General features: G+C 62.2%; 20 protein-coding genes. 6 read left to right on the top strand and 14 right to left on the bottom strand.

What is annotated here, in order from left to right; all coding sequences use genetic code 11:
- Nucleotides 1-530 precede the first annotated feature (530 nt).
- The 4 genes from ACP7D4_RS06070 to ACP7D4_RS06055 all read right to left on the bottom strand — a co-directional run bounded on the left by ACP7D4_RS06070 (nt 531) and on the right by ACP7D4_RS06055 (nt 3,823).
- The gene (locus ACP7D4_RS06070; RefSeq protein ID WP_426104103.1) at nt 531-797 is read right to left on the bottom strand and encodes a hypothetical protein; all 267 of its coding nucleotides are present in this window, start codon (nt 795-797) and stop codon (nt 531-533) included.
- A gap of 340 nt (nt 798-1,137) precedes the next feature.
- Entirely contained in the window at nt 1,138-1,620 is a 483-nt protein-coding gene (locus ACP7D4_RS06065) for a glutathione peroxidase (protein ID WP_426208160.1), read from the bottom strand.
- A complete protein-coding gene (locus tag ACP7D4_RS06060; RefSeq protein ID WP_426104101.1) occupies nt 1,620-2,756 on the bottom strand; it encodes a PilT/PilU family type 4a pilus ATPase in 1,137 nt (378 codons plus the stop codon). Before ACP7D4_RS06060 ends, ACP7D4_RS06065 begins: the two co-directional genes overlap by 1 nt.
- Nucleotides 2,757-2,779: 23 nt before the next feature.
- Nucleotides 2,780-3,823, bottom strand: coding sequence for a type IV pilus twitching motility protein PilT (locus ACP7D4_RS06055; RefSeq protein ID WP_426104100.1), 1,044 nt, complete (start codon nt 3,821-3,823; stop codon nt 2,780-2,782).
- 88 nt (nt 3,824-3,911) lie between these two features.
- Here ACP7D4_RS06055 and ACP7D4_RS06050 point away from each other — a divergent pair, with 88 nt between their 5' ends.
- Together ACP7D4_RS06050 and proC are read left to right on the top strand one after the other, a co-directional pair.
- Entirely contained in the window at nt 3,912-4,613 is a 702-nt protein-coding gene (locus ACP7D4_RS06050; RefSeq protein ID WP_426208158.1) for a YggS family pyridoxal phosphate-dependent enzyme, read from the top strand.
- Between the two features lie 19 nt (nt 4,614-4,632).
- Entirely contained in the window at nt 4,633-5,451 is an 819-nt protein-coding gene (gene proC, locus ACP7D4_RS06045) for a pyrroline-5-carboxylate reductase (protein ID WP_426208156.1), read from the top strand.
- A gap of 191 nt (nt 5,452-5,642) precedes the next feature.
- Here proC and ACP7D4_RS06040 read toward each other — a convergent pair whose 3' ends face one another.
- From ACP7D4_RS06040 to ACP7D4_RS06020, 5 genes are all read right to left on the bottom strand, one after another.
- Nucleotides 5,643-5,951 carry a hypothetical protein gene (locus tag ACP7D4_RS06040; RefSeq protein ID WP_426104097.1) on the bottom strand — a complete coding sequence of 103 codons (309 nt, stop codon included), beginning with the start codon at nt 5,949-5,951 and terminating at the stop codon, nt 5,643-5,645.
- Nucleotides 5,941-6,321 carry a phage holin family protein gene (locus ACP7D4_RS06035; RefSeq protein ID WP_426104096.1) on the bottom strand — a complete coding sequence of 127 codons (381 nt, stop codon included), beginning with the start codon at nt 6,319-6,321 and terminating at the stop codon, nt 5,941-5,943. The genes ACP7D4_RS06040 and ACP7D4_RS06035 overlap by 11 nt, the downstream gene beginning before the upstream one ends.
- Nucleotides 6,322-6,327: 6 nt before the next feature.
- A complete protein-coding gene (locus ACP7D4_RS06030; RefSeq protein ID WP_426104095.1) occupies nt 6,328-6,648 on the bottom strand; it encodes a DUF883 family protein in 321 nt (106 codons plus the stop codon).
- Nucleotides 6,649-6,716: 68 nt separating this feature from the next.
- Nucleotides 6,717-7,571, bottom strand: a complete 855-nt coding sequence (gene ubiA / locus ACP7D4_RS06025) for a 4-hydroxybenzoate octaprenyltransferase (protein WP_426208173.1) — start codon at nt 7,569-7,571, stop codon at nt 6,717-6,719.
- Nucleotides 7,572-7,588: 17 nt separating this feature from the next.
- A complete protein-coding gene (locus tag ACP7D4_RS06020) occupies nt 7,589-8,530 on the bottom strand; it encodes a hydrogen peroxide-inducible genes activator (protein WP_426208154.1) in 942 nt (313 codons plus the stop codon).
- A 165-nt stretch (nt 8,531-8,695) separates the two neighbouring features.
- Between ACP7D4_RS06020 and ACP7D4_RS06015 the strand changes: the two genes are divergently transcribed.
- Both ACP7D4_RS06015 and ACP7D4_RS06010 read left to right on the top strand, forming a co-directional pair.
- On the top strand, nt 8,696-9,886 hold the full coding sequence (locus ACP7D4_RS06015; RefSeq protein WP_426104093.1) for a PilT/PilU family type 4a pilus ATPase: 1,191 nt from the start codon (nt 8,696-8,698) through the stop codon (nt 9,884-9,886).
- Nucleotides 9,887-9,959: 73 nt separating this feature from the next.
- Nucleotides 9,960-10,433 (top strand): adenylyltransferase/cytidyltransferase family protein, encoded by a 474-nt coding sequence (locus ACP7D4_RS06010; protein ID WP_426104092.1) that lies wholly within the window; start codon nt 9,960-9,962, stop codon nt 10,431-10,433.
- A 66-nt stretch (nt 10,434-10,499) separates the two neighbouring features.
- Here ACP7D4_RS06010 and ACP7D4_RS06005 read toward each other — a convergent pair whose 3' ends face one another.
- The 3 genes from ACP7D4_RS06005 to ACP7D4_RS05995 form a co-directional block, all read right to left on the bottom strand.
- Nucleotides 10,500-10,736: a hypothetical protein gene (locus ACP7D4_RS06005; RefSeq protein WP_426104091.1), complete on the bottom strand. Its 237-nt coding sequence runs from the start codon at nt 10,734-10,736 to the stop codon at nt 10,500-10,502.
- Nucleotides 10,737-10,843: 107 nt separating this feature from the next.
- Complete coding sequence (locus ACP7D4_RS06000) at nt 10,844-11,611, bottom strand: hypothetical protein (RefSeq protein WP_426208152.1); 768 nt, start codon at nt 11,609-11,611, stop codon at nt 10,844-10,846.
- 213 nt (nt 11,612-11,824) lie between these two features.
- Nucleotides 11,825-13,264 carry a S41 family peptidase gene (locus ACP7D4_RS05995; RefSeq protein WP_426208150.1) on the bottom strand — a complete coding sequence of 480 codons (1,440 nt, stop codon included), beginning with the start codon at nt 13,262-13,264 and terminating at the stop codon, nt 11,825-11,827.
- Between the two features lie 322 nt (nt 13,265-13,586).
- On the opposite strand from ACP7D4_RS05995, the gene ACP7D4_RS05990 reads away from it, so the two are divergent.
- Nucleotides 13,587-14,648: an extracellular solute-binding protein gene (locus tag ACP7D4_RS05990; protein WP_426208148.1), complete on the top strand. Its 1,062-nt coding sequence runs from the start codon at nt 13,587-13,589 to the stop codon at nt 14,646-14,648.
- A gap of 2 nt (nt 14,649-14,650) precedes the next feature.
- On the top strand, nt 14,651-16,384 hold the full coding sequence (locus ACP7D4_RS05985; protein ID WP_426208146.1) for a diguanylate cyclase domain-containing protein: 1,734 nt from the start codon (nt 14,651-14,653) through the stop codon (nt 16,382-16,384).
- Between the two features lie 220 nt (nt 16,385-16,604).
- Here ACP7D4_RS05985 and ACP7D4_RS05980 read toward each other — a convergent pair whose 3' ends face one another.
- Both ACP7D4_RS05980 and ACP7D4_RS05975 read right to left on the bottom strand, forming a co-directional pair.
- Nucleotides 16,605-18,089 carry a S8 family serine peptidase gene (locus ACP7D4_RS05980; protein WP_426104086.1) on the bottom strand — a complete coding sequence of 495 codons (1,485 nt, stop codon included), beginning with the start codon at nt 18,087-18,089 and terminating at the stop codon, nt 16,605-16,607.
- Nucleotides 18,076-18,369 carry a hypothetical protein gene (locus ACP7D4_RS05975; protein WP_426208144.1) on the bottom strand — a complete coding sequence of 98 codons (294 nt, stop codon included), beginning with the start codon at nt 18,367-18,369 and terminating at the stop codon, nt 18,076-18,078. Before ACP7D4_RS05975 ends, ACP7D4_RS05980 begins: the two co-directional genes overlap by 14 nt.
- Between the last annotated feature and the right edge of the window lie 27 nt (nt 18,370-18,396).

Here is an 18,396-nt window from a genome sequence, read left to right as displayed (position 1 = left end):
CCCCACGCTGCGCTTCCGTCAACTCAACTTTCATCGCTACACGCATGATTTCCCCTCCATATGACAAGGATACATGCATATATATAATAAGTCTTATTATTTATGACGCACTACACTAGTTCCGTCGCCGACCCGTGGGCCAAGCATAGGAGTTCGTCCTGCTAGAACAAAAATCAAAAACCTGACCTCTTGAGGGAACGGGTTCCGCTGCGCTCCACCCGTAACACCCGTCCCCCGCTCCCGGAAACGATGTTAGAAATAAAGCACAAGAACGAACCCTAAATTCCACCACAACAACCAAGATCAGGACATAATTTGTTCAAAAAACACACCCGACAAGTAGTCTGACACAGGGGGATGCGCTCGATGCTGCGCTCGAGCTGTGACATCGGCCCGCGCTTGCCGCGGCCGGGGAACAGCACAGGGTCAGTGCCGCCATTCGGACACAAGCTGATCGGTAAGTTCTTCTTCTAAAACAAAAAAGCCACTCCCTCCGGTGCCCCGGCTGCGAGTGGCTTTCTCTTTAGCGGCTAAGGAAAATGCGGCAATGCGTTGGCCTGGGCTAGCACCGTTTCCAGCATCTCCATCACGAATTTCTGCTTTTGCTTGGGCAGCTCGCCGATGCGCTCGATGCTGCGTTCGAGCAGTGACATCTGCCCACGCTTGCCGCGGCCGGCGCGGCCGGTTTCTCCGAACAATTCCTCCATCGGCACCTGCAGCAGGCGCGCCACCACCGGCAGCGCTGACACCGGTATGGGCCGGCGTCCGACCGCGTAGGCCGGAACTAAGAGGGTCACGGAACTAAGAGGGTCAGATCTCCCATTACGAAACGAGCGCATTTGTCATGACGCTCCGCCCCTGTTCGGCGCGATTCTTGGATTATGTCGCTCTTTTTACAACTACCTCATGCACGAGAACGATCTAATTCTGTTGCATTGCTTTGCCCGGAGCTTTTCGGGATCAGGCGGTAGAAGGTCGGATAAGAGGCAGCGCAATTCGATATGCTTTAACGCGACGCATGTCGGATTGCGCTGGCGCTTATCCGACCTACCCTCCTCACTGCAGCACGTTGACACCAGCGGCAGCGCCGTCGTCTCCTTGAGCGTTACCCCCTTGTTCGCGAAAACGATGTAAGGGCTATTCCGCCAGCAGCTTCTCAATGTCGCCCACCAGCTCTTCCGGCGCGGTCGACGGCGCGTAGCGCTTGTACACACTGCCATCTTTCTTAATCAGGAACTTGGTGAAGTTCCACTTGATGGCCTCCGTTCCCAGTAAACCCGGCGCAGCCTTTTTCAGGTGCTGGAACAAGGGATGCGCACCCGCACCGTTCACCTCAACCTTGGCGAACAAGGGAAACGTGACGCCAAAATTCTTTTCGCAAAACGCGCCGATTTCCGCTTCGCCTTCCGGCTCCTGCCCGCCGAACTGGTTGCACGGAAAGCCGAGCACCACCGCGCCCTTGTCCTTGAACTGCTCGTACACGGCTTCCAGCCCCTTGTACTGCGGCGTGAAGCCGCATTTGCTGGCGGTGTTGACGATCAATAGCACCTGGCCCTTGTACTGGGACAGGTCCACCGCGTCGCCGGAAATAGCTTCTGCCTTGAAGTCGAATGTGCTCATCAGACGATCCCTAAATGTTCCGTGCCTGCCGACAGGTCGCGGTTTTTCGCGTCCTTGCCTTTGAGTTTAATCGAAAGGCGCAAGTCGTTCACGGAGTCCGCATTGCGCAGCGCATCTTCGTAGCTGATCAGGTCAGACTCGTACAGGTCGAACAGCGCCTGGTCGAAGGTCTGCATGCCCAGCTCGCGCGACTTTTTCATGATCTCCTTGATCTCATGCACATTGCCCTTGAAGATCAGGTCGGAAATGAGCGGCGAATTGAGCATGATCTCGATCGCCACGCAGCGGCCCTTGCTCTCCTTGAGTGGAATGAGGCGCTGCGACACCAGCCCCTTGAGGTTCAGCGACAAGTCCATCAGCAGTTGCTGGCGGCGCTCTTCGGGGAAAAAGTTGATGATGCGGTCGAGCGCCTGGTTCGCGCTGTTCGCGTGCAGCGTGGCCAGGCACAGGTGGCCCGTTTCGGCAAACGCGATGGCGTGCTCCATGGTCTCGCGCTCGCGGATCTCGCCGATCTGGATCACGTCCGGCGCCTGGCGCAGCGAGTTTTTCAGCGCCGCCTCGAACGACTCGGTGTCCACCCCCACTTCGCGCTGCGTGATCACGCAGTTGCGGTGCGGGTGCACATACTCGACCGGGTCTTCGATGGTGATGATGTGGCCGTAGCTGTTTTCGTTGCGGTAGCCGACCATGGCGGCCAGCGTCGTCGATTTGCCCGAACCGGTCGCGCCCACCATGATGACCAAGCCGCGCTTGGTCATCACGATATCCTTGAGCACCTCGGGCAGGCGCAGGTCGTCAAGCTTGGGAATGGTGGTGGTAATCGTGCGCAGCACCATGCCCACATATCCCATTTGCACGAAGGCCGATACGCGAAAGCGTCCCAGGTCGCCCGGGCTGATCGCGAAATTCGATTCCTTGGTCAGCTCGAAGCCGGCGGTCTGCTTGTCGTTCATGATCGAACGCGCCAGGTCGGAGGTGTGGGAGGGCGTCAGGGCCTGGCTCGACACCGGCGTCATTTTGCCGTCGATCTTGATCGCTGGCGGAAAGCCTGCAGTGATGAACAGGTCGGAGCCGCCCTTGCTGGTCATCAGACGCAGCAAGTCGAACATGAATTTTGAAGCCTGGTCGCGTTCCATTGTAGTGAGGATCCTGTATTAGCTTAGCCGGGGAAGTTGTCGGGAATCTTGGCAGCGCTGCGCGCAGCCGACGCCGAGATGATATTGCGCCGCACCAGGTCCGTCAGGTTCTGGTCCAGCGTCTGCATGCCCACGTTGCTGCCGGTCTGAATCGCCGAATACATCTGTGCGATCTTCGACTCGCGAATCAGGTTGCGAATGGCCGGCGTGCCGATCATGATTTCGTGCGCGGCCACGCGGCCGCTGCCATCCTTGGTCTTGAGCAGGGTCTGCGAGACCACCGCCTGCAGTGATTCGGACAACATGGCGCGCACCATTTCCTTTTCGTCCGCCGGGAACACGTCGACGATCCGGTCGATCGTCTTGGCGGCCGACGAGGTGTGCAGCGTGCCGAACACCAGGTGGCCCGTCTCGGCAGCCGACAGCGCCAGGCGAATGGTTTCCAGGTCGCGCAGCTCGCCCACCAGAATGCAGTCCGGGTCTTCGCGCAGCGCCGAGCGCAGTGCATTATTGAACGAGAGCGTGTGCGGTCCCACTTCGCGCTGGTTGATCAAACACTTTTTCGAGTCGTGCACGAATTCGATCGGGTCTTCAATGGTGAGGATGTGGCCATACTCGTTTTCATTGAGGTGGTTGACCATCGCCGCCAGCGTGGTCGACTTGCCCGAACCGGTCGGGCCGGTCACCAGCACCAGGCCGCGCGGCTTCATCGCCAGGTCGGCGAAAATTTTCGGCGCGTTCAAGTCTTCCAGGCTCAGGATTTTCGAGGGAATCGTCCGCAGCACGGCAGCCGCCCCGCGCTCCTGGTTAAAGGCGTTGACGCGAAAGCGCGCCAGGCCCGGAATGGCGAACGAAAAGTCGACCTCCAGCACTTCTTCGTAGGCCTTGCGCTGGCCGTCATTCATGATGTCATAGATCATGCCGTGCACATCCTTGTGCTCGAGCGCAGGCAGGTTAATCCGGCGCACGTCGCCGTGCACCCGGATCATCGGCGGCAGGCCGGACGAAAGGTGCAAGTCGGAAGCCTTGTTCTTGACGGAGAATGCGAGTAATTCGGAGATGTCCATTTATAATCCCTGTGCCGTGAATGGGCGCATGCCGACATGTATGCGCATTTTGCAAATGTCCTGCATGAATTGCCCGCTGAAAATGATTATGTCCACAATCGCCCACAACATGCAAGCTGTCGATGCGAGTATTCTCGCCGCCGCCGGTGCCGCCGGCCGCGCCCGCGCCGATGTGCAGTTGCTCGCCGTTTCAAAAACCTTCCCCGCCGACGCCGTGCTCGAAGCAATCGCCGCCGGCCAATCTGCGTTTGGCGAGAATTACTTGCAAGAAGCGCTAGATAAAATCGCCGCAATTGCGCAGGCTTTGCCGGGCCGTCCGGTCGAGTGGCATTTCATTGGCCCCATACAGAGCAACAAAACACGCCCGATCGCCGCCAGTTTCGACTGGGTGCATACGGTCGAGCGCCTCAAGATCGCGCAGCGCCTGTCCGAACAGCGCCCGCCGGAACTGGCCCCGCTCAATATTTGCCTACAAGTTAACATCAGTGGTGAAGCAAGCAAGAGTGGCGTCGCGCCCGAAGAATTGCTTGAACTTGCGCAGCATGTGGCACAGCTACCACGCTTGCGCCTGCGCGGGCTGATGGCGATCCCGGAACCGGAGAGCGACGTTGCCAAACAGCGCGCCGTGTTTGCGCGCGTGCGCCAGCTGGCCGCTGCGCTTGGAGCCAAGGGCATCGCGCTCGATACGCTCTCGATGGGCATGTCGGCCGACCTGGGCGCGGCCGTGGCCGAGGGCGCGACCATTGTGCGCGTAGGCAGCGCCATTTTCGGTTCGCGCAAATACGAGTGATTCAACTAAAGGATAAGGAATGAAAATTGCATTTATTGGCGGCGGAAATATGGCCAGCGCCCTGATCGCGGGACTGGCGGGCAAGCTGGCGAAAGGCGGCGACATCCATGTCGTCGATCCGAATGCCGATGCGCTGGCGCGCCTGGGCGAGCAGCATGGCGTGACGACCTCCTTGACCATTGACAGCGCGCTGGCCGCCAGCGACGTGATCGTCCTGGCCGTCAAACCGCAACAGATGCGCGAGGTGGCCGCTGCCTTGCGTGCACACGTGGGCGCCTCGCAGCCTTTGATCTTGTCGATCGCGGCGGGCATTCGCGGCGCCGACCTGGCGCGCTGGCTGGGCGGCTACGGCAAGATCGTGCGCACCATGCCCAACACGCCGGCGCTGATCGGGCTGGGGATTACCGGCATGGTGGCGATGGATGGCGTGAGCGCGCCGCAAAAGGCCGCTGCCGACAGCATCATGAAGGCAGTAGGGCAGACCGTGTGGCTGGACGACGAAGCGCAGATCGATCCGGTGACGGCGGTATCGGGCAGCGGTCCGGCGTATGTGTTTTATTTTATCGAGGCGATGCAGCAGGCGGCGATCGAGATGGGTCTCTCGCGCGAGCAGGGCAGGGAACTGGCGCTGGCCACGTTTGTGGGCGCCGCGCAGCTGGCGGCGCAGTCGGACGACGCGGTGCCGGTGCTGCGCGAGAAGGTGACGTCAAAGGGCGGGACGACCTACGCGGCGATCAGCAGCATGGAAGCGAGCGGCGTGAAGGAGAAGATCATCGAGGCGATGAAGGCCGCTGCGGCGCGCGGGCGTGAGTTGGGTGACGAAATGGGACGGGACTAGAGCACGGCATTGCGTCACTCGAAAACGCAATCATATCGTCTTCGCGAATGGGTGCCGCGTAGGTCGGATAAGCGAATGGCCTGGGCGGCCCCCTTATCCGACAGGCGTCAACGTGACGCATGTCGGATAAGGGGGCCGCCCAGGCCATCCGCTTATCCGACCTACGGTGTCGCGAGGACGATGCCGGCAGCTTACTTGGCCCGGTTGCGCAGCATCGTGATGCCGGTCTTGGCCAGCTTGAAGACCGACAGCGCGGTGGTTACCAGCGGCATGAAGCGCCCCGGTTTTGCGGCAATCAAGCCCATCAGCACGCCGGCGATCGCCAGCGGCCCCTTGAGGTTGCCGCTGGTGAGCGACTGCAAGATGCCCCCGCCCGTCAACATGCTGGGCGCGCCGATCATGCTGATCTCGCGTCCAATCTGCATGCGCTGGGCCGAGCACTCGGCAATCAGCACTTCACGGCGCGCCGAGCGCGCCGCTTTCGAGTTCTCATGCTTCATGTTTGTGCCCCGCGTTCCGGAAGAAATTGACATCCTTGTTCAGCTCGGCCACCGTGGCCGCCAGCATGCGCGGACGCGTCCGGAATGCCGTGCGCAGCTTCAGGCCCACCATGGTGCCGGCCACGGCAAACAGCGCGGCCAGCGCCAGCGCCGCCTGCAGCCGGTAAGTGTCCCAGAACACCAGGATGATGGTCAGGGAGACGAGCACCAAGGCGATCCCCAGCAGGATGAGCGAGAGCAAAGCGAGCGCGAAATACCCGAGCAGCCGCTGCGACTCCTCTTCGACTTCGAGCGCGGCCAGTTCCAGCCGCGTCTCGACCATGGCGAGCATCGTGCCGCCGATCCGTCCTACTGTTTCGATGATCGCCATGGCGTCTTATCTCCGCGCGATCAGCATGCCGATCAAGATGCCGGCGGCGGCGCCCACGCCGACCGCTTTCCATGGGTTTTCGGTGACGAAGACGTCGGTCGCCTTGGCCGCGTCCTTGGTGCGCTGGACCACGGTTTCTTCGATGCGGATCAGGTCAGCCTTGGCGCCGGACAGCGTGCGCTCGAACTTGGCGCGGGCCGAAGCCAGCTCGTCGCCGGTCATCTGGCTGCCGTTGCGCAGCCATGATTCAGCATCCTGGATCACCGATTTCAGATCGCTCATCAGTTGGTCGCGGGCGCCGGTTTTGGTTGGAATGGATTCGATCATTTGTTATTACCTCACGATAGTGTTGAAAGGGATGCGCTACATTTGCCGTCCGTGCTACAAGGACAACATTATCCAAAAGCGTAGTCTACCGCGACACCGGCAAAAAGGGCCGCACCCAACCAATTGTTGTGGCGAAATGCATAAAAACAGCGCATCCGGTCGCGGTCGCGGATCAAGGTGTAGTGGAAAAGCGCGATGGCGCCGGCCACGCCAACGCCGGCGGCGAACCAGTAGCGCAGCCCAACGAGCCAGCCGCACACCAAAATGATCGCCAGCGCCGCCCCATAGCACAGCATCACGGCGGCCACGTCGAAGCGTCCGAAAGTGATGGCCGAGGTGCGGATGCCAATCTTGAGGTCGTCGTCGCGGTCAACCATCGCGTATTCAGTGTCGTAGGCAATTGCCCAAAAAACGTTTGCAGCCAGCAGCCACCAGGCCAGCGCCGACACATCGTTTTGCACGGCGGCAAACGCCATCGGAATGCCGAAGCCAAAGGCGATGCCAAGATACGCCTGCGGAATGGCAAAGAAGCGCTTGAAGTACGGATAGGTGCCGGCAATGATCACGGCGGCGATCGACATTTGCCGGGTCAATGTATTGAGCGGCAAAATCAGCGCGAAGGCCAGCACGGCCAACAAGGCGGCCACGGCCACCGCTTCCCAGCTCTTGATGCGCCTGCTGGTCAAGGGCCGCTCGGCGGTGCGCTTGACGTGCTTGTCGATGTCGCGGTCGGCAAAGTCGTTGATCGCGCAGCCGGCCGAACGCATCAGCACGGTGCCAAGCGTAAAGATGCCGAGAATGCGCCAGTCTGGCGGGCCGCCGGAGGCGATCCACAAGGCGATCAGCGTCGGCCACAGCAGCAGCAAAATGCCGATCGGTTTGTCGAGCCGCACCAGGCGGAAATACAGGGACAAGCGGTTTATCGCGCCGGCAAAAACGGTCACGCGGCTTCTTCCAGTGCCAGCATGTCGACGCCCGGCAACGCGCACGCGGCCACGGCGGCGCAGATGGCCTCGATGGCGGTGCGCCGCGTAAAGCTCTTGCGCCATACAATGACCACCCGGCGCGACGGCACCGGGGCGTCGAATGGTACGAAGGCGAGCATGCCGTCGCGGGTGCCCATGTCCGGCACTGAGGCGCGCGGCAGCACCGTCAGGCCGATGCCGCTGGCGACCATGTGGCGGATGGTTTCCAGGGATGAACCTTCGAAGGTGCGCTGCATGCCGTTGCCGGGCGACGAAAAGCGCGCCATTTCCGGGCACACCTCGAGCACCTGGTCGCGAAAGCAGTGGCCGTTGCCCAGCAAGAGCATGGTTTCCGACTTTAAGTCTTGGGCCGAGATGCTTTTGCGCTTGGCCCATGGATGGGTGCGCGGCATGGCCACCACGAACGGCTCGTCATACAGGGTTTGCATCGACATGCCGTGCTCGGGCAGCGGCAGCGCCATGATGGCCGCGTCCAGTTCGCCCTGGCGCAGCAGTTCCAGCAGCCGGACAGTGAAATTTTCTTGCAGGATCAAGGGCATCTGCGGCACGCGCTCGATGATGGTCTTGACCAGCGGCGGCAGCAAATAGGGGCCGATGGTGTAGATCACGCCCAGGCGCAGCGGCCCGGCCAGCGGATCCTTGTTTTGCTTGGCCAGTTCCTTGATTGCGGCGGTCTGTTCCAGCACCCGCTCGGCCTGTGCGATGATTTGCGCGCCCAGCGGCGTGACGGAGATTTCCGCGCCGCCGCGCTCGAACAGCACCACGCCCAGTTCGTCCTCGAGCTTTTTGATGGCGACCGAGAGGGTGGGCTGGGCGACATAGCACGCTTCAGCGGCGTGCCCGAAATGTTTCGCACGCGCTACGGCAACGATATATTTCAGTTCGGTCAGAGTCATAGAGGCTTTTGAGTGATTGCGGGGACAATTTCCGTGGATAACCTGACACAGAGTTGCAAATCAGTCAGCAAAGAATTTATATTCTACCGGAATGCAGTCGATATAATTGGAAGGCACCCGGGACGCACCCGCATTATCGACCAGAACGTACGCAGAAAGGCACGCATGTCCACGACCTTTGGCCCGGCCGAAGCACAGGCTTATATTCACAAGCTGCTCACCGTCATGCACCATCAGGGTGGCTCGGATCTGTTCATCTCGGCCGACTTTCCGCCTTCCATGAAGTACCAGGGCGCAATGAAGCCCATGAGCCAGCAAAAGCTGACCGGCGACGTCACGCGCGCGCTGGCGCTGTCGTTGATGAACGAAAAACAGACCCGCGAATTTGAAGCCGACATGGAAAGCAATTTCGCCATTTCGCTGCCGAATGTGTGCCGCTTCCGCGTCAATGTGTATGTGCAGCAGCAGGCGGTGGCGATGGTGGTGCGGACGATTGCTTCCGAGATACCCAACTTTGAAAAGCTCGACCTGCCCGATGTGCTGAAAGACGTCATCATGACCAAGCGTGGCCTGGTGCTGGTGGTGGGCGGCACGGGCTCAGGCAAGTCGACCACGCTGGCGGCGATGATCGATTACCGCAACGCCAACTCGGCCGGGCACATCATCACGGTCGAAGACCCGGTTGAATACGTTCACAAGAACAAGAGTTGCCTGATCACGCACCGTGAAGTTGGCGTGGACACGCTGTCCTGGCACAACGCGCTGAAAAACACCTTGCGCCAGGCGCCGGATGTGATCCTGATTGGCGAAATCCGCGACACCGAAACCATGGAGCATGCCATTGCATTCGCCGAGACGGGCCATTTGTGCCTGGGCACGCTGCACGCGAACAACTCGAACCAGACCATGGACCGGATCATCAACTTTTTCCCCGAAGAGCGGCGCAACCAGCTGCTGATGGACTTGTCGTCGAACCTGCGCGCGATCGTCTCGCAGCGCCTGGTGCGCACCGAGGACGGCAAGGGGCGCAAGGCCGCCATTGAGATTTTGCTCAACACGGCCACGATTGCCGAGATGATCTTGAAGGGGAACTTCCAGGCCATCAAGGAGATCATGCACAAGTCGCGCGAGCTGGGCATGTGCACCTTCGACCAGGCGCTCTACGAGCTGTATAACAAGGGCGATATCGGCTACGACGAAGCGATCCGCAATGCCGACTCGGCCAACGGCTTGCGCCTGCAGATCAAGCTGCGCGGCGAGCGCAAGGAACCCGGCGCGCTGGGCGCGGCGGTCACCTCGGCCGACTTGTCGATGGCCATCGACGAGGAGCCGGAAGAAGAAGAGCCGGGCAAATAAGCCACCCCGCGCGACCATCGCTTGCGGCAAAGGCTGCAAGTGTGGCGCGCACAACCTATGAGCACACGTCCTGATGCCTGAATTTGAAAGCAAGATCTGCAGCCGCAGCGAATTGAAAGAGCGCATTGCCGCCTTACCCAAACCGGTGGTGCTGACCAACGGCGTATTTGATATTTTGCACCGCGGCCACGTGACGTATCTCGCCCAGGCGCGCGCGCTGGGCGCCTCGCTGGTGGTGGCGGCCAACACCGATGCGTCCGTCAAGCGGCTGGGCAAGGGCGACGACCGGCCCTTGAATACGGGGCCGGACCGGATGGCCGTGCTGGCGGCGCTGGAGGCAGTGAGCCTGGTAGTGGAGTTTGACGAAGATACAGCGCTTGAAGTGGTGCTCGAGGCCGAGCCGGACATTTATGCCAAGGGCGGCGATTACGACATGGGTGCCATTCCCGAGGGCAGGGCGGTGATCGGCTATGGCGGGCAGGCGATTGCAATCGATTTTGAGCACGACCGGTCGACCACCAAGTTGCTGGGCAAAATACGCGGGTAGACGGCGGCGCGCGCCTTATGCGTGCCATTCTCAAGGTCTGCCCGGTAGGGAAGCAAGCGCGTCGAGCTACGAACGCAATTGACTCAAAATGAGTGACGCCGCGCGCTCAGCTTGCGCCTCGGCCGCCTGTTGATCCGGAAAGGCAAGCTCGGCTGAAACGCGCGCTTTTGGATAGATCATGTTCATATGCATCGGGTTATCGGACGGGGCAGAGATTGACACGTACGCTCCCCAGTGCTCGCTACCCTCCAACAATTCGCCGGTGAACTCAATCAAAAAACTATCGATGCTTTTGGTAGGCAAAGTCAACCTCCAGGTGGCTGGTGGGGCGCTGTCCGCGCATGGCACGTCAATTGATGCGACCTGTCTCTGTTCGACATTGCCGCCGCGTGCGTCGATTGTACCTTGCCTTAAACTGGCGCCAACAAACCAGCAATCGCGCGCACCTTTGCCCTGATTGGTGCCTGGGAAATCAGGTCTGCCAGTACACGCAGTCTTTCCGCAAATGACCGCCATACCGGCTCACATTGATCGAAGTAGGTAAGGCCGACCAGCCAGGCGCCCGGCTCGGCGGGGTCAGTCTGTCGTACGATGCGCTCATCATTTCTGGCGGCCGTTTCACTTGCCAGCAACAAGTCGGCAAGGATATCGATGACGCTGCCGCCAAAACGTGGCCCTGCAGCCAGCGAAGTCAGTAATATGGCTAGAAGGAAAAAAGGTAGATCTTCAGCATCGCATGCATTGTCCAAGCGCCAGGAGAAAAGACTGACTGCGGCTTCCTGGTACCTGGAGGGCAACGGGGCCAAGCTCTCCAACAGCAGCGCGATATTGATGTTTTCGCCCTCCAGCCTGTCGCAATTTAGCCGGTTGCCGCCGGCTGCTATCAGGGTTGCGCAACAAAATGCCCGCAGCAGATGACCTCGTTCATCAGCAGGGTTTGACCAGCGCGATAGTTGAAGGACCTCCTGCACGTGGAAGTCGAGCGGGGCTGGTACGGTATGGGTCTTCCTGATCTCCTTGAGTTTTTCAAGACACTCGTCAGCTTTCCATCCGTGATCGGCTACGGCGATTTTTCCGAGCAGCTCGTCATCGACCATGACTGACATCAGCCGAAGCAATGCACCAGCGTCCGGCGCCAGCACGTCAGGCAATGTAGGGATTTGGTGGGCGTGTTTCACGGCAGATTTTCTTTATGCAGCTTGGGCCGTGCAGTGCAAGTCCGGTGCAACTGCATCAATTCGGTCTCGACCCAAGTTCCGTGTCATGAAGCGATTGTCCTCCCGTTGGTCCGCCAAATCTTGCTTGCAGGCGAACGGTCGCTTTTGGCCATTGCCAAGGAGCTATCGTATCACTCTTGGTTGCCTGACTGTCCGTGTGAATGAGGAGGAAGATCATTGTGCGCGTGCGATGCCCAATGCCTTTTCCAGCACCACGTCGCGTCCAGCCAGATAGTCCTGCATGCTCGGCAGCACTTCCACTTCCGGCACTACCCCGCGCCCATTGGCATGCTGGCCGCTGACGGCCAGCTTGTACGTCACCAGCGGGATGGCTATCCGTAGATCGCTATTGGGCAGCACCAGCGTCACGTCATTGCCCGAATTATTCCCGTGATACGCACCACCTGACTCCTCGCCCACGAAGGTCGCGCGCTGTTTGTCATGCAGTTGGGTGATCAGTTCGGCGGTTGTCGAAAAAGACCTTCCGTTGATCAAGGCGATCACCTTGCCCCGAAAGGTTGGCAGGGACGGCTTTTGCATTCCCAGATTCGGATGCCCCTTCACAGCGAACAAACCATCCGGGCGCGCCGTCAGCATCGCTGCCGGAATCACGGCTGAGCCTTCAACATGTGCGGCAAAACTCAAGCGCTCGCGCTGGACCGTCAACGCTTCATAGTACGGAAACGGCGCCTCAACCAGATACGAAAACACCAGCTTGCCGAGCCGGTCTTCGCCGCCGCCGTTGTCGCGCAAGTCAAGCAGCAGCGTCTGCGCGCCACTGGCTTCAATCTTTTCGAAGGCTTTTTTCAACATGGCCCCGCCTTCGTCATCTTCTTCCTCGTCCGTAAAGTTAAACACTTGCAGACGCGCGATCTTGCCCCCGTCAAGCAGCGACAGTTCCGTGAACTTGTGCGAATGCTGGTCCTGCGGATAGCGGTTGACCGATGCCTGCCTGAGCGCGGCGAGCGTCTGGCCGGCCAGCGTGACGCTCTCGCGCTTTGGCGCGCGCAGGCCGAGGGTGAACTTGCCTTGCATGCCGAACTGGATGAACAGTTCTTCCTTGAACTTGCGCGCGACCCGCTGCGCGCGTCCGGTCGTGATCAAGCCGTCGCCCGGCGCTGCCGCGAGCAAGCGCTCGATGACGCTGCCGATAGCGACCCCGTTGATCGATACGATCTCGCGCCCGGCCAGCTTTCCCGCGCCATCGAAATCGCGCAGGATGTACAGCCGCCCGCGCAGCAGCTTGACGTCCAGCGGCAGCAGCAAGGCTTGTTCCATCTCGGCCTTCAAGGCCGGCGACAGCAGTACTGCCGTGTGGCCGCAGCGCAGCGCAGCCACGGCCGGGGCCAGGATGCGCGCGAACGCGATGGCTTCCATCGGCCGGTCCAGCTTGCGGGCGGCGGCGTCGAATACGCGGTCAAGGTCAGCCTTTGGGGTGTAGCGGTAGACGCCGCCGTGCGCCTCTTCCAGCGCGCCGCGCGCCAGCTGCAAGTCCGATTGCAGCTGGGCGGCGCTCAGTGGGGCGGCGAGCGCGCTAGCCGCCCCAGCGCCCATCAACAGGACGCCGGCAGCGAGGAGCAATAGCCGGCTAGTACGGCGGTGCAGTGCAGTCATAGGAAATCCATTTTTTGATTGGTGTCCTTTTCACAGCAAGGGCCATGCCATGCTGGCAAAACCGCAGGCCGCGGACTGGACTGTCGCAAAATTGCATCGTCGCTGGCACCGGCCGTACGAATTCGGACACCTTTGCCCGCATGCGGGCAACTTTCGCAACAGCAAGTTGTATAGGAGTTAGAATTGCCATGAGAGCGAAGCCGACCCCGCCCTGTACGGGCTGAAAAGTTATCAGGAGTATCATGCGCGCACCGATCCGACCTGGCCTGATGCCCGTTCCCGGCAAGCTCGCCACTGTGCGCTGCGCGTCAGGCATGGGCCGGTGGCGGCGTTGAACTGGCGCCGCTGCGCGATCGCGCCGGCGTGCCGCCTGTTTGCCGCCGTTGCCTTTGCCCTAGGCTGCGTGCTGCCCGCCCACGCCGGCCAAACGCTGCGCGTGCTCACCTGGCCGGGCTATGCCGACCCCGATCTGGTCAAGCGCTTCGAGCAGGAAAACGATGTCCGGGTTCAGGTGAGTTACGTTGGCTCCGACGAAGCCTTGCGCAAGCACTTGGCGTCCAACGGCAGCATCAATTACGACGTTTTTGCCGCCAACACGGCCGAGATGCAGTTCTACATCCAGCATGGCGTAGCAGTGCCGCTACAGCTGTCGAACATCCCGAACCGGGCGCGCCAGCTGCCGCGCTTTCGCGACTTGCAGCGCGTGCCAGGCATCAGCCGCGCCGGCCAGGTGTTTGCCGTGGCCTACACCTATGCCGAGATGGGCCTGATTTACGACCGCAAGCAGTTCAGCGCGCCGCCGGTGTCGCTTTCGGCCATGTGGGACCCCAAGTACCAGGGAAAGGTGCTTGCCTTCGATACCAGCGGGCATAATTTTTCGATCGCCGCGCTGGTCATGCACGCCAATCCGTTTCACCTCGACGAAGCGCAGTTCCGCCAGAGCGTGGCCAAGCTGGTCGCGCTGCGCCGCAACGTGCTCACTTTTTATACCTTGCCCGAAGAATCGGTCGAACTGTTTCGCCGCCATTCGGTGGCGCTGATGTTCGCCAACTATGGCCGCCAGCAGGTCAAGCTGCTGCGCAACGCCGGGGTCGATGTCGGCTACGTGATCCCGCGCGAAGGGGCGCTGGCATGGCTTGATTGCTGGGCCGTGACGCGCGGCGCGGCCAACAAGGCGCTGGCGGAGCGCTGGATCAATTTCATGCTCGACAGTAAAGTGAGCGCCGAACTGACCCGGCGCCAGGGTTTGGCCAACACGCTGGCGGCGGGCGCGGCGACCAGGGATAGCGACAAGCTGATCTGGCTCGAACCGGTCGAGGACGACCAGCGGCGCGCCGCCTACTGGGCGCGCATCCTTTCCGGCGACGTGCCGGAAAAGCTCTAGCCATGGGGCGCCGGCTCGGACCTGGCATCAAGCACGGCCTCGGGCACGGCATTGGCGTGCGGCTGGCGGTCCTGCTGGCCACTTTCGGCATCGTCGCCATGGGCATGGTTGGCTACACCTCCTACGCCAGCAGCCGCGCCGCGCTGCTGGGCGCAACCCAGCGCGACCTGCTGACCGCCACCCAGGTGCTGGGCAAAAACTTCCAGGAACGGATCGAGGAAGTGGCGGCCCAGGCGCTGCTGCTGGCGCGCCTGACCCCGAGCTTGCAAGAAGGCGGCGTCATGGATGCCAACGACAGGACCCACCTGGCGCAAGCGTTCACGGCGCTGCTGGAAGTGCACCCGGATTACTTTCAGGCGCGCCTGATCAGCGCCGCCGGCCATGGCATCGAACTGGTGCGCGTAGACCGCGATGCCACGCTGCTGCTGCGCATCGACGGCTTGCACCTGCAGGAAAAAGCCCACTATCCGTATGTGTTCAATACGCTCAAGCTGGCGCGCGGGCAGGTGTACCTGTCCGACATCACGCTCAATCGCGAAACGGGCGCCCACGCGGGGCTGGACCAACCGACGCTGCGCGTGGCCACGCCCGTGGCCGGCCCCGGTGGCGGCATCGTCGGGCTGATCGTCATCAACGTCGACCTCGACACCATGTTCGCGCGTCTGAAAAAAAACCTGCCCTCGTCGCACCAGCTTTACCTGAGCAACCACTGGGGCGACTATCTGATCCACCCCGACGCGGCGCTGACCTTCGGCTTTGACCGCGGGCGGCGCGAATTGATCCAGAATGCATTCGGCCCGGTGGCCGAGCTGATCGGGGGGCGCCGGGCCAGCGTGGTCACCACGCCCGACAGCGCCGACGGCCGGGTGGCCGCTTTCGCGCGCTTGCCGATGGGCGCGGCGGCGGACGCGCACTTTGTGGTAATCGGCCTGTCGCAGCCCTTGGAAATCGTCACGCGCCAAGCGCGCGAGCTGGGCTGGGATACGGTGCGCATGATTTTGCTGCTGAGCGTGGCGGCCGTGCTGCTGGCGGCGATTGTCTCGCGCGCCGTGACCGAGCCGCTGCGCCAGATGGCCCATGCGGTGCGGCGCTTTTCGCAGGAGCGCGTGGTGAGCGAACTGCCGTCCGATCGCAACGACCAGATCGGCGTTCTGGCGCGCAGCTTGAACGACATGCAGCGCACCATTGTGGCCAATATCGGCGAGCTTGACGACAGCCGCCAGGCGCTGCGCCACCTGGCCCAGCATGACGGCTTGACCGGGCTGCCGAACCGCGCGCTGTTCGAAGACCGGTTGCGCCAGGCGATGGTGCTGGCGCGGCGCGGCAACGGCTGCATCGCGGTGCTGTTCGTCGACCTCGATGGCTTCAAGCAGGTCAACGACCGCTGCGGCCACCATACCGGCGACCTGCTGCTGGCCGAGGTGGCGCTGCGCATCCAAAGCTGCGTGCGCGCTGCCGATACGGCAGCGCGGATCGGCGGCGACGAGTTTGTGATCCTGCTCGGCGCCATCGAGCTTGAGCGCGATGCGCTGGCCGTGGCCGAGAAAGTACGCGCTGCGCTGGCGCAGCCGTTCGAACTGGACGCAAACACGCAGCAGATTTCGGCCAGTATCGGCGTGGCCCTGTTTCCGCGCCACGGCGACAGCGAGCACGCGCTGGCGCTGGCGGCCGACGCGGCCATGTACCGGGCCAAGGCGGCCGGGGGGAACCGGGTGCAGCTAAGCGCGGGATTCTAACTGTATGCCGTACAAGGTCGACGACAACCTGCTTGCGCAGGAGGAGGGTGTGCAAACGTTTTGCGCCCCTTTTGACTTGGTACACACCGCGCCATTTCGCATCTCGACAACCGAAACCAACATCGTCCTCGCGTTCGCGAGGACGATGTAGTGCTGCAGCACCGTCGCCTCTTTTGCAACAGCCTCGTTCGCGGGGACGATGTAGTGCATGCGACAGCGGTCAAGCCTGCAGCCACGCGGCGAACGCGTCAACCAGCCCGGCGCCGGTGGCCCCGTCCACGCCCGGACCGGCCTTGATGCCCAGCCCTTCCGGATCGCTGGCCGGATTGGCGGCGCCTTCGCGCACGTCCACCGCAGTGCGCGTGAGCAGCGCCTTGATGTCGGCCGGCTTGAGCGCGGGATTTTTTTGCAGCAGCAGCGCGCACACGCCGGCAATTTGCGGCGCCGACGCCGAAGTGCCGCTAAAGACCGCCCAGCCGTCGCCCGGCGTGGTGCCGTCGTGCTGCGCATTGCCGGTGTCGATCTCGAAGCCGGCCGGCACCGGCAGCATGATGTAGTCGCCGTAAGGCAGCATGCCCACCAGGCCGCACACGTCAGGCACATGGCGGCCCGAATAGATCGTGCTGGTAAAGGCCGACGCATAGTCGGAGGCGCGCATGCTGCCGTCTTCGGCCACGTAGGTGCCGCCCACGCTCAGCACTTCGGGCATCGAGGCCGGAAAGGCGTAATGCCCGTTCCCGGCCGAGAACACCACCACGATGCCGGCCGCAATGGCCGCCTGAATTTCCGCTTCCAGCGGTTTGAGGCCGTTCGGCAGTTCGGTCAGTTCGCCGCGCCCGTTCGTTTCGCGCAGGTCGTAGCACATGCTCACGGTGATGATGTGCGGCTTGTGCTTGAGCGCTTCCTGGAAGCCTTCGAGGATGCTGGCGCCGCCGTAGGGATCGGCGTCGTCGCCCAGCTTGACGCCGATGAAGGTGACCTTGGGCGCGACGGCAAACACGTTGGCCGATTCGCCCGTGCCATGGCTGCCCGGATCGGTGCAGCGGTTGGTGGCCGACGGCGCCAGCACCACCGAAGATGTGAAGCTGTTACGCACGAAAAAAGGGTGCGAGTGGTCGAACCCGGTGTCGATCATGGCCACGCGGATGCCTTCGCCGTGGTGCCGTTCGCGGTGAATCGGCGGCACGTTCAGCTTGGCCGGGACGTCGGTCAGCACGTCGAGGTGAAAATAATTGACGTGCGGCGCACGGGCGCCGATGACCGGGTCGGACAGGTAGATGTGCGGCCACTGGATGTAGGCGTCGTCGATCAGGTCGGCCAGTTCGGGGTCGGGATTCCACGGCGCGCCGTCGGGCGGATAGTACACGCAGGGGCTCGAGTAGCACAGCGACTGGTCGAGCGCGAACGTGGTCAGCGCGGTGCCGAACACGCGTTCGAACTGGGCGGCGGTGCCGCGCACCGAGACCGTCATGCGGCCCCTGCCCGAGACAACGAAGCCGTGCCGGCGCAGCGCCTCGATCGCCGTTTCCATCTCGCCCGCCGCAGGTTCGAAGCTGCCGATGCTCGCCGACGACAAGCGCGCCTGGACCTTGGTCGGGCCGACATTGGAGCGGCCCTTGAAGGTGACGGCGATGCGCAAGATGGCGTCGGCGGGGGCCGGCGTATGCTGGGAAGGGTGGCGGTGGCTAAGTTTAAATGGCTGCATGGTGGACCCTGGGTGTGTGGCGCAGCGCGCTGTGGCGCGGTGCGATCGTGATAAGGCTGATGGCGTCGGCAAGGCTGGCGGGCAGCGGCAGCGTCAGGTTCGCCGCCGGCGCAGCGGGGCCGAACAACTGTGCGAAGCGTTCTTCGGTCAGCTCGGCCGACACCGTGGCCCGGCCCGCGCCGGTGACGGCAAAGCCGAGCTGCTCGAGCGCGGCGCGCACGAGCGGATCGAGCGCGATGTCGGTGCTGGGGCGGCGCAGCAGGAGCTGGAGCTTGATCATGGCGTTGTTGGGCAGGCTGGACAGGAT

Source organism: Massilia sp. TWP1-3-3, assembly GCF_049897805.1.
In the GTDB taxonomy this organism is placed as follows: domain Bacteria; phylum Pseudomonadota; class Gammaproteobacteria; order Burkholderiales; family Burkholderiaceae_D; genus Telluria_A.
Note: the sequence above shows the minus strand (reverse complement) of the source record. Positions and strands in the feature narration are given on the sequence as shown.